This window comes from Acidovorax sp. GW101-11A03 (genome assembly GCF_059424825.1).
The window spans coordinates 15,085-30,048 of record NZ_JBWKZU010000023.1 but is presented as its reverse complement, the minus strand read 5'-3'; the positions used below and the strand labels follow the sequence as shown (position 1 = coordinate 30,048).

At 64.3% G+C, this 14,964-nt stretch carries 15 protein-coding genes; 4 read left to right on the top strand and 11 right to left on the bottom strand.

Going from position 1 to position 14,964, the window contains the following annotated elements; translation table 11 throughout:
• Window positions 1-11: 11 nt before the first annotated feature.
• From rfbC to AC07Z7_RS11685, 5 genes are all read right to left on the bottom strand, one after another.
• Window positions 12-560, bottom strand: coding sequence for a dTDP-4-dehydrorhamnose 3,5-epimerase (rfbC, locus tag AC07Z7_RS11705; protein ID WP_494766326.1), 549 nt, complete (start codon window positions 558-560; stop codon window positions 12-14).
• A gap of 6 nt (window positions 561-566) precedes the next feature.
• Window positions 567-1,451: a glucose-1-phosphate thymidylyltransferase RfbA gene (rfbA, locus tag AC07Z7_RS11700; protein WP_494766325.1), complete on the bottom strand. Its 885-nt coding sequence runs from the start codon at window positions 1,449-1,451 to the stop codon at window positions 567-569.
• Between the two features lie 13 nt (window positions 1,452-1,464).
• Complete coding sequence (rfbD, locus tag AC07Z7_RS11695) at window positions 1,465-2,355, bottom strand: dTDP-4-dehydrorhamnose reductase (RefSeq protein ID WP_494766324.1); 891 nt, start codon at window positions 2,353-2,355, stop codon at window positions 1,465-1,467.
• Complete coding sequence (gene rfbB / locus AC07Z7_RS11690; protein ID WP_494766323.1) at window positions 2,352-3,440, bottom strand: dTDP-glucose 4,6-dehydratase; 1,089 nt, start codon at window positions 3,438-3,440, stop codon at window positions 2,352-2,354. The genes rfbD and rfbB overlap by 4 nt, the downstream gene beginning before the upstream one ends.
• A 110-nt stretch (window positions 3,441-3,550) precedes the next feature.
• Window positions 3,551-5,539, bottom strand: coding sequence for an SDR family oxidoreductase (locus AC07Z7_RS11685; RefSeq protein ID WP_494766322.1), 1,989 nt, complete (start codon window positions 5,537-5,539; stop codon window positions 3,551-3,553).
• 227 nt (window positions 5,540-5,766) lie between these two features.
• Between AC07Z7_RS11685 and AC07Z7_RS11680 the strand changes: the two genes are divergently transcribed.
• From AC07Z7_RS11680 to AC07Z7_RS11670, 3 genes are all read left to right on the top strand, one after another.
• Window positions 5,767-6,360, top strand: coding sequence for a phasin family protein (locus tag AC07Z7_RS11680; protein ID WP_094288898.1), 594 nt, complete (start codon window positions 5,767-5,769; stop codon window positions 6,358-6,360).
• A gap of 239 nt (window positions 6,361-6,599) precedes the next feature.
• Complete coding sequence (locus AC07Z7_RS11675; protein ID WP_252660368.1) at window positions 6,600-7,262, top strand: TetR/AcrR family transcriptional regulator; 663 nt, start codon at window positions 6,600-6,602, stop codon at window positions 7,260-7,262.
• A gap of 52 nt (window positions 7,263-7,314) precedes the next feature.
• Window positions 7,315-8,091 carry a tetratricopeptide repeat protein gene (locus AC07Z7_RS11670; RefSeq protein WP_094289405.1) on the top strand — a complete coding sequence of 259 codons (777 nt, stop codon included), beginning with the start codon at window positions 7,315-7,317 and terminating at the stop codon, window positions 8,089-8,091.
• Between the two features lie 192 nt (window positions 8,092-8,283).
• Here the strand turns inward: AC07Z7_RS11670 and AC07Z7_RS11665 are convergent, their stop codons facing one another.
• Window positions 8,284-9,051, bottom strand: coding sequence for a type III pantothenate kinase (locus AC07Z7_RS11665; RefSeq protein ID WP_094288902.1), 768 nt, complete (start codon window positions 9,049-9,051; stop codon window positions 8,284-8,286).
• A gap of 173 nt (window positions 9,052-9,224) precedes the next feature.
• Between AC07Z7_RS11665 and lysM the strand changes: the two genes are divergently transcribed.
• Window positions 9,225-9,710 carry a peptidoglycan-binding protein LysM gene (gene lysM / locus AC07Z7_RS11660; protein WP_094288904.1) on the top strand — a complete coding sequence of 162 codons (486 nt, stop codon included), beginning with the start codon at window positions 9,225-9,227 and terminating at the stop codon, window positions 9,708-9,710.
• A gap of 201 nt (window positions 9,711-9,911) precedes the next feature.
• On the opposite strand, the gene AC07Z7_RS11655 is transcribed toward lysM, so the two are convergent.
• The 5 genes from AC07Z7_RS11655 to glyS form a co-directional block, all read right to left on the bottom strand.
• Window positions 9,912-10,328, bottom strand: coding sequence for a rhodanese-like domain-containing protein (locus AC07Z7_RS11655; protein ID WP_494766321.1), 417 nt, complete (start codon window positions 10,326-10,328; stop codon window positions 9,912-9,914).
• 13 nt (window positions 10,329-10,341) lie between these two features.
• Window positions 10,342-11,298: a M48 family metallopeptidase gene (locus tag AC07Z7_RS11650; protein WP_494766320.1), complete on the bottom strand. Its 957-nt coding sequence runs from the start codon at window positions 11,296-11,298 to the stop codon at window positions 10,342-10,344.
• A gap of 10 nt (window positions 11,299-11,308) precedes the next feature.
• On the bottom strand, window positions 11,309-12,094 hold the full coding sequence (locus AC07Z7_RS11645) for a lysophospholipid acyltransferase family protein (RefSeq protein ID WP_440113766.1): 786 nt from the start codon (window positions 12,092-12,094) through the stop codon (window positions 11,309-11,311).
• Between the two features lie 66 nt (window positions 12,095-12,160).
• Entirely contained in the window at window positions 12,161-12,772 is a 612-nt protein-coding gene (gene gmhB / locus AC07Z7_RS11640; protein WP_494766319.1) for a D-glycero-beta-D-manno-heptose 1,7-bisphosphate 7-phosphatase, read from the bottom strand.
• Between the two features lie 49 nt (window positions 12,773-12,821).
• Complete coding sequence (gene glyS, locus AC07Z7_RS11635; protein WP_494766318.1) at window positions 12,822-14,960, bottom strand: glycine--tRNA ligase subunit beta; 2,139 nt, start codon at window positions 14,958-14,960, stop codon at window positions 12,822-12,824.
• Window positions 14,961-14,964 lie beyond the last annotated feature (4 nt).

The window sequence follows — 14,964 nt, the reverse complement described above, 5'->3', positions numbered from 1 at the left end:
GAGCGCCATCGTCATAAAAAGAGTTCAGCTTCTGCGAGCCGGACTCCTTTTGCGTCTTTGGCCGACAGCAAGGGCTGCAGGCCCGCAAGGCGCCAATCAATTGCAAGATCAGGATCATTCCATGCAATGCAACGCTCATGCGATGGGGCATAGTAATCCGTGGTCTTGTAAAGAAACTCCGCCGTATCGCTTAGCACGACGAAACCATGCGCAAAGCCAGGTGGCACCCACAACTGGCGACGGTTTTCCTCACTGAGTTCTTCACCCACCCAATGGCCAAAGGTGCGGGAACTACGCCGAATGTCCACCGCCACATCAAACACTGCACCACGGACTACGCGGACCAGTTTGCCTTGAGGCTGTTGGATCTGATAATGCAATCCCCGCAACACCCCCTTGGCGCTACGGCTGTGGTTGTCTTGCACGAACTGCAGAGAAGTACCTGTAGCTTCGTTGAACACGCGCTGGTTGAAGCTCTCGTAGAAAAAACCTCGGGAATCACCAAACACGGTGGGTTCAACAAGAAAGACATCCGGAATGGACAGTGACGTGATTTGCATGGAATCTCAATAAATTCTATCTTTGAGCAAACGCAACAGATATTGCCCATAGCCGCTCTTAATGAGTGGCTGGGCCATGCTCTCAAGTTGACTGCTATCTATCCATTGATAGCGCCATGCGATTTCTTCTGGGCAAGCGATTTTGAGCCCCTGGCGATGCTCCAGCGTGGCGATGAACTGGCCCGCTTCGAGCAGGCTTTCATGCGTGCCGGTGTCCAGCCAGGCATAGCCGCGCCCCATGATTTCGACATTCAGCTGCCCCTGCTCCAGGTACAGCCGGTTCAGATCGGTGATTTCCAGCTCTCCGCGTGGCGAGGGCTTGAGACCCTTGGCCATCTGAACCACCTGGCTGTCGTAGAAATACAGGCCCGTGACCGCATAGCTGCTCTTGGGCTGTTTGGGTTTCTCTTCCAGCGACAGCACCTTGCCCTGGTCATCAAACTCGGCGACGCCATAACGCTCAGGGTCTTGCACATGGTAGGCAAACACGCTGGCACCCTCCGTGCGTTGCCGGGCATTGCCCAGCAGCTCGTGAAAGTCGTGGCCGTAGAAGATGTTGTCGCCCAGCACCAGGGCACTGGGCGCCCCATCCAGAAACGCCTCGCCGATCACAAACGCCTGCGCCAGGCCATCCGGGCTGGGTTGCACTGCGTATTGCAGATTCAGCCCCCACTGGCGGCCATCGCCCAGCAGCTGCGCAAAACGTGGCGTGTCCTGCGGGGTGCTGATGATGAGGATGTCGCGGATGCCCGCCAGCATCAGCGTGCTCAGCGGGTAATAGATCATGGGCTTGTCGTATACCGGCAGCAGTTGCTTGCTGATGGCAAGGGTGGCCGGGTGCAGCCGGGTGCCGGAGCCTCCGGCCAGGATGATGCCTTTGCGTTGCGTCATGTGAGGGTGCCGTTCAGAGAATTTCAGCCAGCATGCGCGCCACACCGGCCTGCCAGTGCGGCATCTGCAGACCAAAGGTGGTCTGCAGCTTGGCCGTGCTCAGGCGCGAGTTGTGCGGGCGGGCCGCCGGGGTCGGGAAAGCACTGGTGGGCACAGGCGCCACCTCTTTTGCTATTATTTTAATAGCTGAATTTTCAATATTGGCGCGCGACAGCACGTATTTTGCATACGCATTCCAGGTCGTTTCGCCTGCGGCAACGCAGTGGTACAGGCCCGCGTGCTCGGGGTGCCTCTGCAGGTGGCGGATGGCGTGGGCCGTCACATCTGCCAGAAGGTCCGCGCCGGTGGGCGCACCCCACTGGTCATCGATCACCGTCAGGCGTTCACGCTCCTGCGCCAGGCGCAGCATGGTCTTGGCAAAGTTGCCACCGCGTGCGGCGTACACCCAGCTGGTGCGCAGAATCAGGTGCTTGGCGCCGGATTGGGCGATCAACTGCTCGCCTTCGAGCTTGGTGCGGCCGTACACGCTCAGCGGGGCGGGCGTGTCGGCCTCCACCCAGGGCCGACTGCCGCTGCCGTCGAACACGTAGTCGGTGCTGTAGTGCACCAGCCAGGCGCCCAGCTCGGCGGCCTCCTGCGCGATGGCGCCGGGGGTGGTGGCGTTCAGCGTGCGGGCGAAGTCAGCCTCGCTCTCGGCCTTGTCCACGGCGGTGTGGGCCGCCGCATTGACGATCACATCGGGGCGCAGGGCGCGCACCGTCTCGGCCACGCCAGCGGGGTTGGCAAAGTCACCACAGTGCTCGGTGCTGTCGTGGTCCAGCGCGGTGACGGTGCCCAGCACCGACAGGCTGCGCTGCAGCTCCCAGCCGATCTGGCCGCCCTTGCCGAAGAGCAGAATGTTCATGCGCGGGCGCTCGCCACGGCTGCGGGCTGCTGCTCGTACTGGGTCTCCACCCAATCGCGGTACGCGCCGGTCTGCACGTTGGCCACCCAGTCGGCATGCTCCAGGTACCACTGCACGGTCTTGCGGATGCCGGTGTCGAAAGTCTCGGCGGGCTTCCAGCCCAGCTCGCGCTCGATCTTACGCGCGTCGATCGCGTAGCGGCGGTCGTGGCCGGGGCGATCCTTCACATAGGTGATCTGGCTGCGGTAGCTCTGGCCATCGGCGCGAGGGCGCAGCTCGTCGAGCAAGCTGCAAACCATGTTCACGATCTCGATGTTGGGTTTCTCGTTCCAACCGCCTACGTTGTAGGTCTCACCGGGAGCGCCCGCCTCCAACACGCGGCGGATGGCGCTGCAGTGGTCCTTCACATAGAGCCAGTCGCGCACCTGCATGCCGTCGCCATACACCGGCAGGTTCTTGCCGGCCAGGGCGTTGACGATCATCAGCGGGATCAGCTTTTCGGGAAAGTGGTAGGGCCCGTAGTTGTTGCTGCAGTTGGTGGTGAGCACCGGCAGGCCGTAGGTGTGGTGCCAGGCGCGCACCAAGTGGTCGCTGGCGGCTTTGCTGGCGCTGTAGGGGCTATTGGGCTCAAAGCCGCGCGTCTCGGCAAAGGCGGGGTCGGTGGGTGCCAGCGAGCCATACACCTCGTCGGTGGACACATGCAGAAAGCGGAAGGCGGCACGGTCGCCCTCTGGCAATGCGCCCCAGTAGGCGCGCACGGCTTCGAGCAGGCGGAACGAACCGACGATGTTGGTCTGGATGAAGTCCTCGGGCCCGTGGATGGAGCGGTCCACATGCGACTCGGCCGCGAAGTTGACCACGGCACGGGGCTTGTGCTCGGCCAGCAGGCGGGCCAGCAGCGCGGTATCGCCGATGTCGCCCTGTACGAAGGTGTGGCGCGCGTCGCCCTTTATCCCGTCCAGGTTGTGCAGATTGCCTGCGTAGGTGAGCTTGTCGAGGTTGACGACGGGCTCGCTGGAGGCAGCAAGCCAGTCAAGAACGAAGTTGGCGCCGATGAAACCCGCGCCGCCGGTAACCAGAATCATAGGGAGGCTGTGTGTAATGCCAACTTGGCAAAGCCTGTGATTATCCCTGCCCGCCTAACCTCTGGGTAACAGAGTTCAACACGGGCCGATCCGAGCGAAGCGGCGCAGCTTCAAAAGTGGATACCACGCATCATCTGCTGCAGCGCCACCGCCTCGGCCGAGAGCTGCGGCTTGGCATCCTTGCCACCGCCCTTGGCGGCCGTGGAATCCGGGAACATGCGGAAACTGGTGTTCATGGTGATCTGCGCCACGCGCGGCACCAGCGCATGCAGCAGCTGCCCCGTGATGCCCAGGCGTGTGGCGATGCGCACCGGCTTGAAGATGCAGGCCTGGGCGATCATGTCAGCTGCCTCTTCGGGGCTCAGCGTGGGGACATTGTTGTAGATCTTGGTGGGCGCGATCATGGGCGTGCGCACCAGCGGCATGTTAATGGTGGTGAAGGTGATGCCCTGGTCGGCAAACTCGCTGGAGGCACAACGCGTCCAGGCGTCCAGCGCCGCCTTGCTGGCCACATAGGCCGAGAAGCGCGGCGCATTGGTCAGCACGCCGATGGAGCTGATGTTGACCACATGGCCCTTGCGCTTTTCCACCATGCCGGGCAGGAAGCCCATGGTCACGCGCAGGCAGCCAAAGTAATTGAGCTGCATGGTGCGCTCGTAGTCGTGGAAGCGGTCGTAGCTCGACTCGATGGCGCGGCGGATGGAGCGACCCGCGTTGTTGATCAGGAAATCCACACCGCCATGGTTGTCGATGAGCAGCTGCACAAAACGGTCGCAGTCGGCCATGTCGGCAATGTCGGCCGAATAGGCGATGAACTGATAGCCCTTGGCCTTGGCTTCGGCACAGGCTTCATCAAGCTTATCCTGGTCGCGACCGCAGATGATGGTGGTGGCGCCCGCCTCGGCAAACTTGTGCGCTGCGGCCAGGCCAATGCCGGACGACCCGCCCGTGATCAGCACCACCTTGCCCGCCACCGTGCCCTTGAGCGTGCGGTCGATGAACAGCTCGGGGTCGAGGTTGCGCTCCCAGTAGTCCCACAGGCGCCAGGCGTAGTCCTTGAGGTTGGGGCAGGCCACACCCGAGCCCTTGAGCGCCGCCATGGTTTCGCGGCAATCGAAGCGCGTGGGGTAGTTCACGAAGGTCAGCATGTCCTCGGGCAGGCCCAGGTCCTTCATCACCGCATTGCGCACACGGCGCACGGGCGCCAGCGCCATCAGGCTTTTCTTCACGCTCTTGGGAATGAAGCCCAGCAGCGCAGCGTTGACGAACAGGTTCATGCGCGGTGCATGGGCGGCGCGGCTGAAGATGTCGAGCACGTCGCCCACGCGGTAGCCCACCGGGTCCACCAGGTGGTAGCACTTCTTGCCGATGTCCTTCTGGTGGCTGATGACGTTGAGCGCGTTCACCACAAAGTCCACGGGCACGATGTTCACGCGCCCGCCTTCCAGTCCCACCGTGGGCATCCAGGGCGGCAGCAGCTGGCGCAGGCGCTGGATGAGCTTGAAGAAGTAGTAAGGGCCGTCGATCTTGTCCATCTCGCCGGTCTGGCTGTCGCCCACCACCATGGCCGGGCGGTACACCGTCCAGGGCACCTTGCAGTCCTGGCGCACGATCTTCTCGCTCTCGTGCTTGGTCTGGAAGTACGGGTGGTCCAGGCCCTCGGCCTCTTCGAACATGTCCTCGCGGAACACACCTTCGTACAGGCCCGCAGCAGCGATGGAAGAGACATGGTGGAAGTGCCCGGCGTCAATGGCCTTGGCCAGGTCCACCGTGTTGCGCGTGCCCTCGATGTTCACGGCCACCTGGGTTTCCTCATCAGCAGCCAGGTCGTACACCGCTGCCAGGTGGTAGAAGTGGTCGATCTGGCCCTTGAGCTTCTTCACATCATCGGCCGCCACGCCCAGCTTCTTGGCGGTAAGGTCGCCAAACACGGGAATCGCACGCGTGGGCCCCACACCCCAGAAGCTGCGCAGGTCGGCCACCTTGTCGGCACTCTCCTTGCGAATCAGGAAGTGGACCACAGCGCCCTTGCGCTCCAGCAGCTTCTTCACAAGCCGCTTGCCAATGAACCCCGTTGCCCCCGTCACGAAATACTGCATGGATAACTCCTCTGAGATAACTTCATTCTTGCGCAAGGCCTGCGCACCCCGATTCAGCAGAAACCCGCGCCGATACTAGGCGGCCAACGATCCGCAGGCTAGATGGCACGCTCTACATTTTTAGGAGCGCGCGCCTACACCTTGCGGACCGTGCGGCGTACAGTGCGGCCATGCGTCGAAGGCAAAATCGCCCCGACAACCCCAACCAACCGCACCACGGAGGCCTTATGGTCAAGAAACTGCAGAAACTCAGCGCTGACAAAAAGAAGAGCAACGCCCAACTGTCCAGCACCGTCAAGGACTCCGCACAGCAGATCTGGCTGGCGGGCCTGGGCGCCTTCTCCAAGGCACAGGAAGAAGGCGGCAAGGTGTTTGAAGCCCTGGTCAAGGAAGGCCTGACCATCCAGCGCAAGACCCAGGCCGTGGCCGAAGAAAAGATCACCGAAGCCACCAGCCGCGTGACCACCATGGCCAGCGACATCGGCTCCAAGGCCCAGGGCCAATGGGACAAGCTCGAAAACATCTTTGAAGACCGCGTGGCCAAGGCCCTGGCCAAGCTGGGCGTGCCCTCGGCCCGCGACCTGGAAGCCCTGAGCGCCCGTGTGGACGCCCTGGCCAAGGGCAGCAAGGCAGCTCCCGCCAAGGCTGCAGCCAAGCCAGCCGCCAAGGCCCCTGCCAAGAAAGCCGCAGCCAAGAAGGCCGCTCCTGCCAAGGCAGCCGCCAAGCCCGCAGCCAAGGCCCCCGCCAAGAAAGCTGCAGCCAAGAAGCCCGCAGCCCGTGCCGCAGCCGACACCGGCGCCAGCACTCCATCGGCCAGCTGATCGCTCACCACCCACTGGCGCAGGCGGGCAGCAGCACGCCCGCTGAAAGCGGCCCACGTGCAACAGCGCGCTGGCCGCTTTTCTTTTTTTGGCGAAACCTGTGAAGTGCGTTACAAGCAACTGCAGCAAGGGTTTGCCGCAAGACGGCATGCCGCACTGCAGCATGACTGCGTGGGTTAGAGTAGGCATCAGAGAGACACCGAAACAACGAAGCACAACGACGCGAAGGGCCTGCACACATGGTGAAGAAAGCGCCACGCCGCACCGCAGAACGCATTCTGGAAGTCACGCTGGACCTGTTCAACCGGTTCGGCGAACCCAACGTCTCCACCACCCTGATTTCGGCCGAGCTGCGCATCAGCCCCGGCAACCTGTACTACCACTACCCCGCCAAGGACGAGCTGATCAACGCGCTGTTTGATCGCTATGAGCGCTCGCTCACCGAGTTGCTGGCCGCCGCCGACGGCGTGCGCAATGTGGAAGACGCCTGGTTCTTCATGCACACGCTGTTCGAGCTGATCTGGCAGTACCGCTTCCTGTACCGCGACCTCAACGACCTGCTGTCCAAAAACCGGCGCCTGGAGACCCACTTCCAGGCCATCCTCAAGAACAAGACCCGTGCCGTGCGCGCCATGCTCGATGGCATGGGCCGCGCGGAATCCCTGCACATCGACTCGCGCGAGCTGGAGGCCACCGCCACCAGCATGGTGGTGGTGCTGACCTACTGGCTCAGCTTTGAATACGTGCGCGACCCGCGCCGCGCACTGGAGCCCGAAAGCGCCCAAACCGCACTGCTGCGTGGTGCCCACCATGTGCTGAACCTGCTCATGCCCTACCTCGAAAGCGGCCAGCGGGCCCACCTGCTGCAGCTGGTCGGCGCTTATGCAGCAGCGCCCGGCTGATACCGCCCACCCGCCACAGACATCCACCAACAAGAACTTCCGGAGACACACCATGGCCAAATGGACCCCCTTCCCCCACGCGGGCGACTACCGCTTTGACGCCGCGAGCGTCAAAAAGCACTGGGCCCGGCTGCATGGCGGGGACGCCGAACCCTGCCCCAAGGACACCGCCGTGCTGGAAGCCTGGGCACTGTTCCACAACGGCGACTTTGAAAAGGCCGCCGCTGCAGGCCTGGCCGCCGGTGGCGCAGGCATCACCGTGGCCAACAAGGCCACGTCCATCTACGCCAACTACCTGGAACCCAAGGAAAAGACGCGCCTGGACCTGTTCACCCAAGTGGCCGAGCGTGCCGAGGCCCAGGCGGGCGAAGACCCCAGCAACGCCAACGCCTGGTACTGGCATGCCTACGCGCTGGGCCGCTACAGCCAGGGCATCAGCGTCGCCAAGGCGCTGGCGCAGGGCCTGGGCGGCAAGGTGAAGGAATCGCTGGAGAAAGCCATCGCCCTGTCACCCAAACATGCCGACGCGCGCATCGCACTGGGCGCCTTCCATGCCGAGGTGATCGACAAGGTGGGCTCGCTGATTGGCGGTATGACTTATGGCGCCAAGAAGGACGCGGGCCTCAAGCTGTTCCAGGAAGCCCTCAAGCTCAACCCGGGCTCGGCCATCGCCATGATCGAGTACGCCAATGCCCTCGTGATGCTGGAAGGCGACAAGAAGATGAAGGAAGCCACCGCGCTCTACGAAAAAGCCGCCGCAGCAGAGCCCATGGACGCCATGGAGCGGCTGGATGTGGAGATGGCACGGAGTGAACTAGAGGAAGAGTAAGGGAGCATCCCCCTGAGGCGCTTCGCGCCTTCCCCCTTCTCTCGACTGGCTACGCCATTCGGGAAGGGGGACGACACCCTCGCTGCGGGGCGGCCCTTGCTCGGTGTCCCAGGCGTGGGCAGCGCCAGTTTTGCAGGTCGATGGGCATAGAAAACCGCTTCGCACTGATGCAGCGACTGCGTTGCAAGGCCCTTAGCCCCCAAACCGCCGCGCGGCAATCTCCAGCAGGCCGTCAAAAATCAGGTTGTCCACCAGCTCGAAAGGCCGGGTCATGCTGGGCGCCATCTTCCAGCCCGCCCCGCCCGTCATGATGCAGGCGGGCTCCTGGCCGCAGTGCTGCAGCAGGTGCTGGTACATGCGCTCCACCGCTCCGGCAATGGCATAGGTGCCACCGCTGGTCAACGCGTCGCTGGTGTTGGTCGGGAACAGGCGCACTTCGCCCGTGGGCACATGCAGACCGGCGGTACCGGTCTCCAGCGCCCGCAGCATGATGCCGTGGCCGGGCAGGATGAGGCCCCCCATGAAACGGCCTTCAGCGTCGATGCACTCGACCGTGACGGCCGTACCCACCATCACCACGATCAGCGGCCGCGCAGGGCCTCGGGCCAGCACATGGTGGCGCGCGCCGATCATGGCCACCCAGCGGTCCGAGCCCAGGCGCGAGGGGTGGTCGTAGCCATTGGTGAGGCCTGCTTCCTGCGCGGATGACACGACCCATGAGGGTGCCACGTCCCACAGTTCCATTTGCTCCTGCACCCGGCGTTTGACGGCATCGCCCGCCACCACACAACCCAGCATGTGCTCCGGGTGGATCAGCGGGGCCCAGCTGCCTTCGGCCAGGCGGTCAATGTGGTCGAGGAACTCGGCGCCATGCGCCATCAGCGCAGCCCCGGGGCGGGGAGCGTCGTACAACGCCCATTTGAGACGGGTGTTACCGACGTCGATGGCCAGAAAAGTCATGCGGCGGATTATCCCGAGTTTTGGCATCCGGGCTGATCCCGCTGCGACAGCCCTCCAGCCGCCCTGGCGGGATTGTGAAAAATCGTTTCGCGCCGCTGTCTGACACGGGGTGGCCTCGCATTGCCGCTACAGTGGTCGTTCCTTATTCTTTCTGCAACCTCAGGAGGTACGACATGGGTCTTTTCAGTTTCATCAAGGAAGCCGGTGAAAAGCTGTTTGGCGGCAAGGACGCGCAGGCTGCCACCGCCGCCGCCCCCACGCAGGATGAGCTCAACACTAAGGCCGGCAAGGCCATCGAGACCTACATCGCCGCCCAGAACCTGGGCGCCAGCAACGTGCAGGTGGCCTTCCAGGGCCCGGAAGGCAAGGTCACCGTCAAAGGCGCAGCCCCCACGCAAGCCGCCAAGGAAAAGATCACCCTGTGCTGCGGCAACGTGGCCGGTGTCACCAGCGTCGAGAACCTGATGGAGGTCACCAACCCCGAGCCCGAAGCCCAGTACCACGACGTGGTGCGCGGCGACACGCTCAGCGCGATCGCCAAGAAGTTCTATGGCGATGCCAACAAGTACCCCGTGATCTTCGAGGCCAACAAGCCCATGCTGAGCCACCCCGACAAGATCTACCCCGGCCAAAAGCTGCGCATCCCTGCACTGAAGTAACCCCCCTGAGTCGCCTTCGGCGCCTTCCCCCCAGGGGGACGCACCCAGTGGCCCGGCAAAGCCGGTTCCACGGGTGCACCGGCGGGAGCGGGGGTGTATTTGACGCCCGAGTCCGTGCGCAGCGCGCGGCTCCCGCGAATTCAGGAAAAGTAGCTGCTACCGCTTGATAAACAGGCGCCCGCAGCTATTCTTTTAGGAGCATCAACCCTGCTTCCACGGCAGGCCATGAAAGCGCCAGCCGCCCTTCTTGCCGCGCTGGCCTTGCGCATCCGCGTCGCCCTCAAACCCTTCGAGGATGTTGTACGCGGTAATGCCCAGCTCGGTAGCGCGGCGCGCGGCGGCGATGGAGCGCACGCCGCTGCGGCACAGCAGCACGGCCCGTCCGCCCTCGGGTACGACGGCGCGCATCTGGGCATCGAAGTCGGCGTTCATCGCCATGCCCGGCCACTGCTTCCAGGCCACAGCGGCGGCGCCGGGCACGTAGCCGACCCACTCGCGTTCGGCGTCACTGCGCACGTCCACCAGCACGGCCTGCCCGGTCTGCACCCATTGCCAAGCCTGCTGGGGGGTCACATCGCCGGCATAGCCGTCGGCGGGGCAAATCGTTGGTTCAGTCATCGTCGGGGTCCTTTCAATCCCACAAAGGGGCGGGTTCGTCGCGCAAACGACTTCGCAGCTGCGCGTAGTCGGGCACCACCGTAGCCACGGTGTCCCAGAAGCGGGGGCTGTGGTCCATCACGCGCAGGTGGGCCAGTTCGTGCGCCACCACGTAGTCGATGATGGCCGGGCGGTAGTGCAGCAAGCGCCAGTTCAGGCGGATGGAGCCGTCGGCCTTGGCGCTGCCCCAGCGGGTGTTGGCGCTGGACAGGCGCAGGCTGGCCCAGCGCACGCCCAAGAGCGGCGCAAAGTGGTCCAGTCGCTCTGTGAAGTGGCGGCGCGCGTCACGCATGAGCCAGGCCTGCACGGCGTCGCGGATCTGCGCGGGGCTGGCGCTGTGGGGCAGGCCGATGTGCAGGCTGGGCTGATCCGTTGCAGTGACCAGCGCCCCGCCCTTGCCCGCAAAGCCGTGGCTCGGGTCCAGCACCACCGTCAAAGGCTCGCCCAGGTAGGGCAGCACGGCACCATGCGCCCACACGATGCGGCCGCCCTCCATGCGCTTCTGGCGCTCGCGCGCCTCGCCCAGCTTGCGCAGGATCCAGTCGGATTTTTCGCGCAGCGCAGAATCCACCGCGCTCAGCGTGACCCAGCTCGGCGCCCGCACCGACAGGCCGTCGGGCCCCACCGAGAAGCCGATGCTGCGGCGCCGCGCGCGCTGCAGCGCGTAGGCCACCACAGCATCGCCCAGCAGCACCTCGCGGTTGGCCTGGGGGTGGCGAAACTCGGCGGGGGACAGCAGGGAAGGCAGCGGCACGGCGGGCGTTGCAGGGCGGTTTACTATCGTTTTAGGAGCTACCAGCGCTTGCCCATCGGGCGCAGAGGGCATTTTTGGCTTGGTACTTGCCTCACCCAGGGCCGGGGCCTGCGGTGCAGGTGCCGCAGCGGCCGGCGGGTCAAACAAGTCCAGCGCCAGTTGCACAAGCCGCTGCATCACGATGGGCTTACTTCCCGCTTTGGGTGGTTGTGTCGGCCGCAGGGGCAGCGGGGGCTTGCGGGTAGGCCCCGGGATCCAGGCGGCGCATCTCGGCCTCGATCCAGGCTTCGACCTCGCGCATCAGCTCATCGGGCTCGCGCCCCACGCTGGAGATGGGTTGGCCGATCGACACGTCCACCACGCCGGGGCGCTTGATGAAGGCCTTGCGCGGCCACACCTTGGCCGAGGTCACGGCAATCGGAATCACGGGCGCACCCGTGTCGATGGCCAGACGCGTGCCGCCGGTCTTGTACTGGCCCTTTTGCCCGCGCGCGATGCGCGTGCCTTCAGGAAACATGATGATCCAGATGCCCTTGGCCAGCAGGTCCTTGCCCTGCTGCACCACCTTGTTGAAGGCCTGGGTGCGCTGGCTGCGGTCGATGTGGATCATGTCCAAACGCCCGATGGCCCAGCCGAAGAAGGGTACGTAGAGCAGCTCCTTCTTGAACACGTAGGCCAGGGGGTGCGGCATGATCGTGGGCATCAGAAACGTCTCGAACGTGGACTGGTGCTTGACCAGCAGCACCGCACCTGCGTTGTCGCCCTGCGGCAGATGCTCCATGCCGGAGATCTCCACCCGGATGCCCAGAATAGTCCGCGCACCGCTGATGCACAGCGACAGCCAGGCCCGCGCGATGCGGTACAGCGGCAGGCCGCGCACCCCCAGCAAGGTGCCCAGCATGATGGCCAGGGCGTAAGGCACCACGGTGATGCCCATCCAGAGAAGGTGAATGACAGAACGGAGAAAGGCCATTTTTTGATGGTTTTTAGGCCGCTACCGCCTGTCCATCAAGCGATTACAGCTATTGAATTGATAGTATCAGGAGACCAGCCCACCCACCGCAGGCAAGGGCATTGCCGCCAGCGGTGGCGCCGTGGCGGGCACTGCAGGCAACAGCTGGTCCACAAAATCGCCCAGGCTGGCATGCACGCGCAGGCCCGGTGGCAGCCCTGCAGGCAGCGGCCCCATCGGGTGCACCTGCGCCGACTGCCCCGTGCACACCAGGTGCAACTGCGCACCCAGCGCAGCCCCGGCCTGCAGGTGTGCGGCGCAGCTGCCCACCACCTGCACATCGTTGCGCTCCACCCCGTAGCGGTCGCTGATCTGCTCCAGCAGGCCGGGAGCAGGTTTGCGGCAGGCGCATTCCTCGTCGGCCGCATGGGGACAGTAAAAAACAGCGTCGATGCGCCCACCCACGGCCGCCACCTGGCGGTGCATCTTGGCGTGGATGGCGTTGAGCGCCACCACGTCAAACAGCCCGCGCCCCAGCCCCGGCTGATTCGTGGCCACCACCACATGCCAGCCCGCGTGGTTGAGCCGCGCAATCGCTTCCAGCGCGCCGGGCACGGCGGTCCACTCGTCGGCCGAGGTGATGAAGTCCTCACCCAGCGGGTTGAGGGTGCCGTCGCGGTCCAGGATGACGAGTTTCATAGGAGGGGGTACCTTGTGGAAACAGACCGCCAGCCTATCAGCCCCGGGGTCACACCGCCAGGCGGGACAGGTCGGCCACGCGGTTCATCGCGTTGTGCAGCATCTTGAGCAGCCCCAGGCGATTCATCCGCACATCCAGCTGCTCGGCGTTGACCATCACATCGTCAAAGAACGCATCCACCGGCGCGCGCAGCACGGCCAGGGTCTGCAGGCTGGCGGTGTAGTCGCCAGCATCGAACTGGGCATTGGCTTCGGGCACAAAACGCTGCAGGGCGGCGAACAGGTCCTGCTCGGCCTTTTCCTGCAGCAGCTCGGGGTTCACGTGGGCGTCCACGGGGCCTTCGACCTCGGCTTTTTTCAGGATATTGCCGACGCGTTTGTTGGCTGCGGCCAGTGCAGGCGCTTCGGGCAGCGACGCAAAGGCGCGCACAGCCGCCAGCTGCTTCTCGACCAGGGCCAGACGCTGCGGGCGCAGGGCCAGCACAGCGTCCACCTCTTGCGCGCTGTAGCCCTGCTCGCGCAGACTGCCGGCCAGGCGGTCGTAGATGAAGTCAGCGAGTTGCGCCGATGCGTCGGTGATCTTGTCGCCAAAAGCAGGCACGGCACCGGCCAGCAGCGCGTTCAAATCAAGCGACAGGTCTTTTTCGACCAGCATGCGGATCACGCCCAGCGCATGGCGGCGCAGCGCGAACGGGTCGCGGTCGCCGGTGGGCAGGTTGCCAATGCCGAACATGCCAACTAGAGTTTCGAGCTTGTCTGCCAGGGCCACCACCACGCCCGCCGTGTTGCGGGGCAGCGCATCGCCCGCAAAGCGGGGCTTGTAGTGGTCTTCAATGGCATTCGCCACGGTCTCGCCCAGGCCGTCGTTCAGGGCGTAGTAGCCGCCCATGATGCCCTGCAACTCCGGGAACTCGCCCACCATGTCGGTCACGAGGTCGGTCTTGGCCAGCAACGCAGCTTGGTCAGCGTCTGCCACCAACTGAGAGTCGCCCAGTTGCTGCGCGACGGCCTTGGCAATGGCGCGCACGCGCTCCACACGCTCGCCCTGCGTGCCCAGCTTGTTGTGGTACACGACCTTACCCAGACCTTCGACGCGCGAGGCCAGGGTCTTCTTGCGGTCTTGATCAAAGAAGAACTTGGCATCGGCCAGGCGCGGGCGCACCACGCGCTCGTTGCCGCCGGTGACAAAGCTGGTGTCGTCGGGGCTGATGTTGCTCACCACCAGGAACTTGTTCGTCAGCTTGCCTGCGGCGTCCAGCAGCGGGAAGTACTTCTGGTTGGCCTTCATCGTGAGGATGAGGCACTCTTGTGGCACGCCCAGGAACTGCTCTTCAAACTGGCAGATGACCACGTTGGGGCGCTCGACCAGCGCGGTCACTTCGTCCAGCAGGGCATCGTCTTCGATGGGGCGGGCGCCATTGCCCACCTTGGCGGCAGCAGCAGCGAGCTGGCGGGCGATCTCGGCCTTGCGCTCGGCAAAGCTGGCGATCACGGCACCGTCCTTCTTCAGCGTGGCGGCGTAGCTGTCGGCATCGGCCAGCACCACGGGCGACACGGCGGCTTCAAAGCGATGGCCCTGGGTTTCACGAGTGGCTTTCAAGCCAAACTTTTCGATATTCACAACCTCACTGCCGTGAAGGGCTACCAAGCCGTGCACAGGGCGAACGAAACTAACGGTATCCCATCCAGGCAAAGCCCCGCCTTCCAGTTGGTAGCTCATCAGTTTTGGAATAGGCAAACGGTCAAGCGAATGCGCCATTGCTTTCGCCAAACCCAGCTCCAAGGTGAGGCCCTCCACAGTGCTGTCGTAGAACAGGGCTTCGGCCTTGCCATCCTGCGCGCGCTTCAGGGCTGCCACGGCGGCGGCCGGGTCGGACACATCCGCACCCAGCGCCTGCAGCTTTTTCAGTAGCGCGGGCGTGGCGTTGCCGTCCTTGTCCAAGCCCACGGTCACGGGCATCAGCTTTTGCTGCACGGCCTTGTCGGCGGCCTTGTCGGCCACGGCCGTCACATGCGCAGCCAGGCGGCGGGGCGATGCAAAAGGGGTGACCACAGAAGCGGCTGTGGCCAGGCCCTGGGCCTTGAGCTGGTCGCCCAGCACGGTGGCAAAGGCATCGCCCAGCTTCTGCAGCGCCTTGGGAGGCAGCTCTTCGACAAACAGTTCAACGAGGAGGTTTTGGGTTGTCATCGTC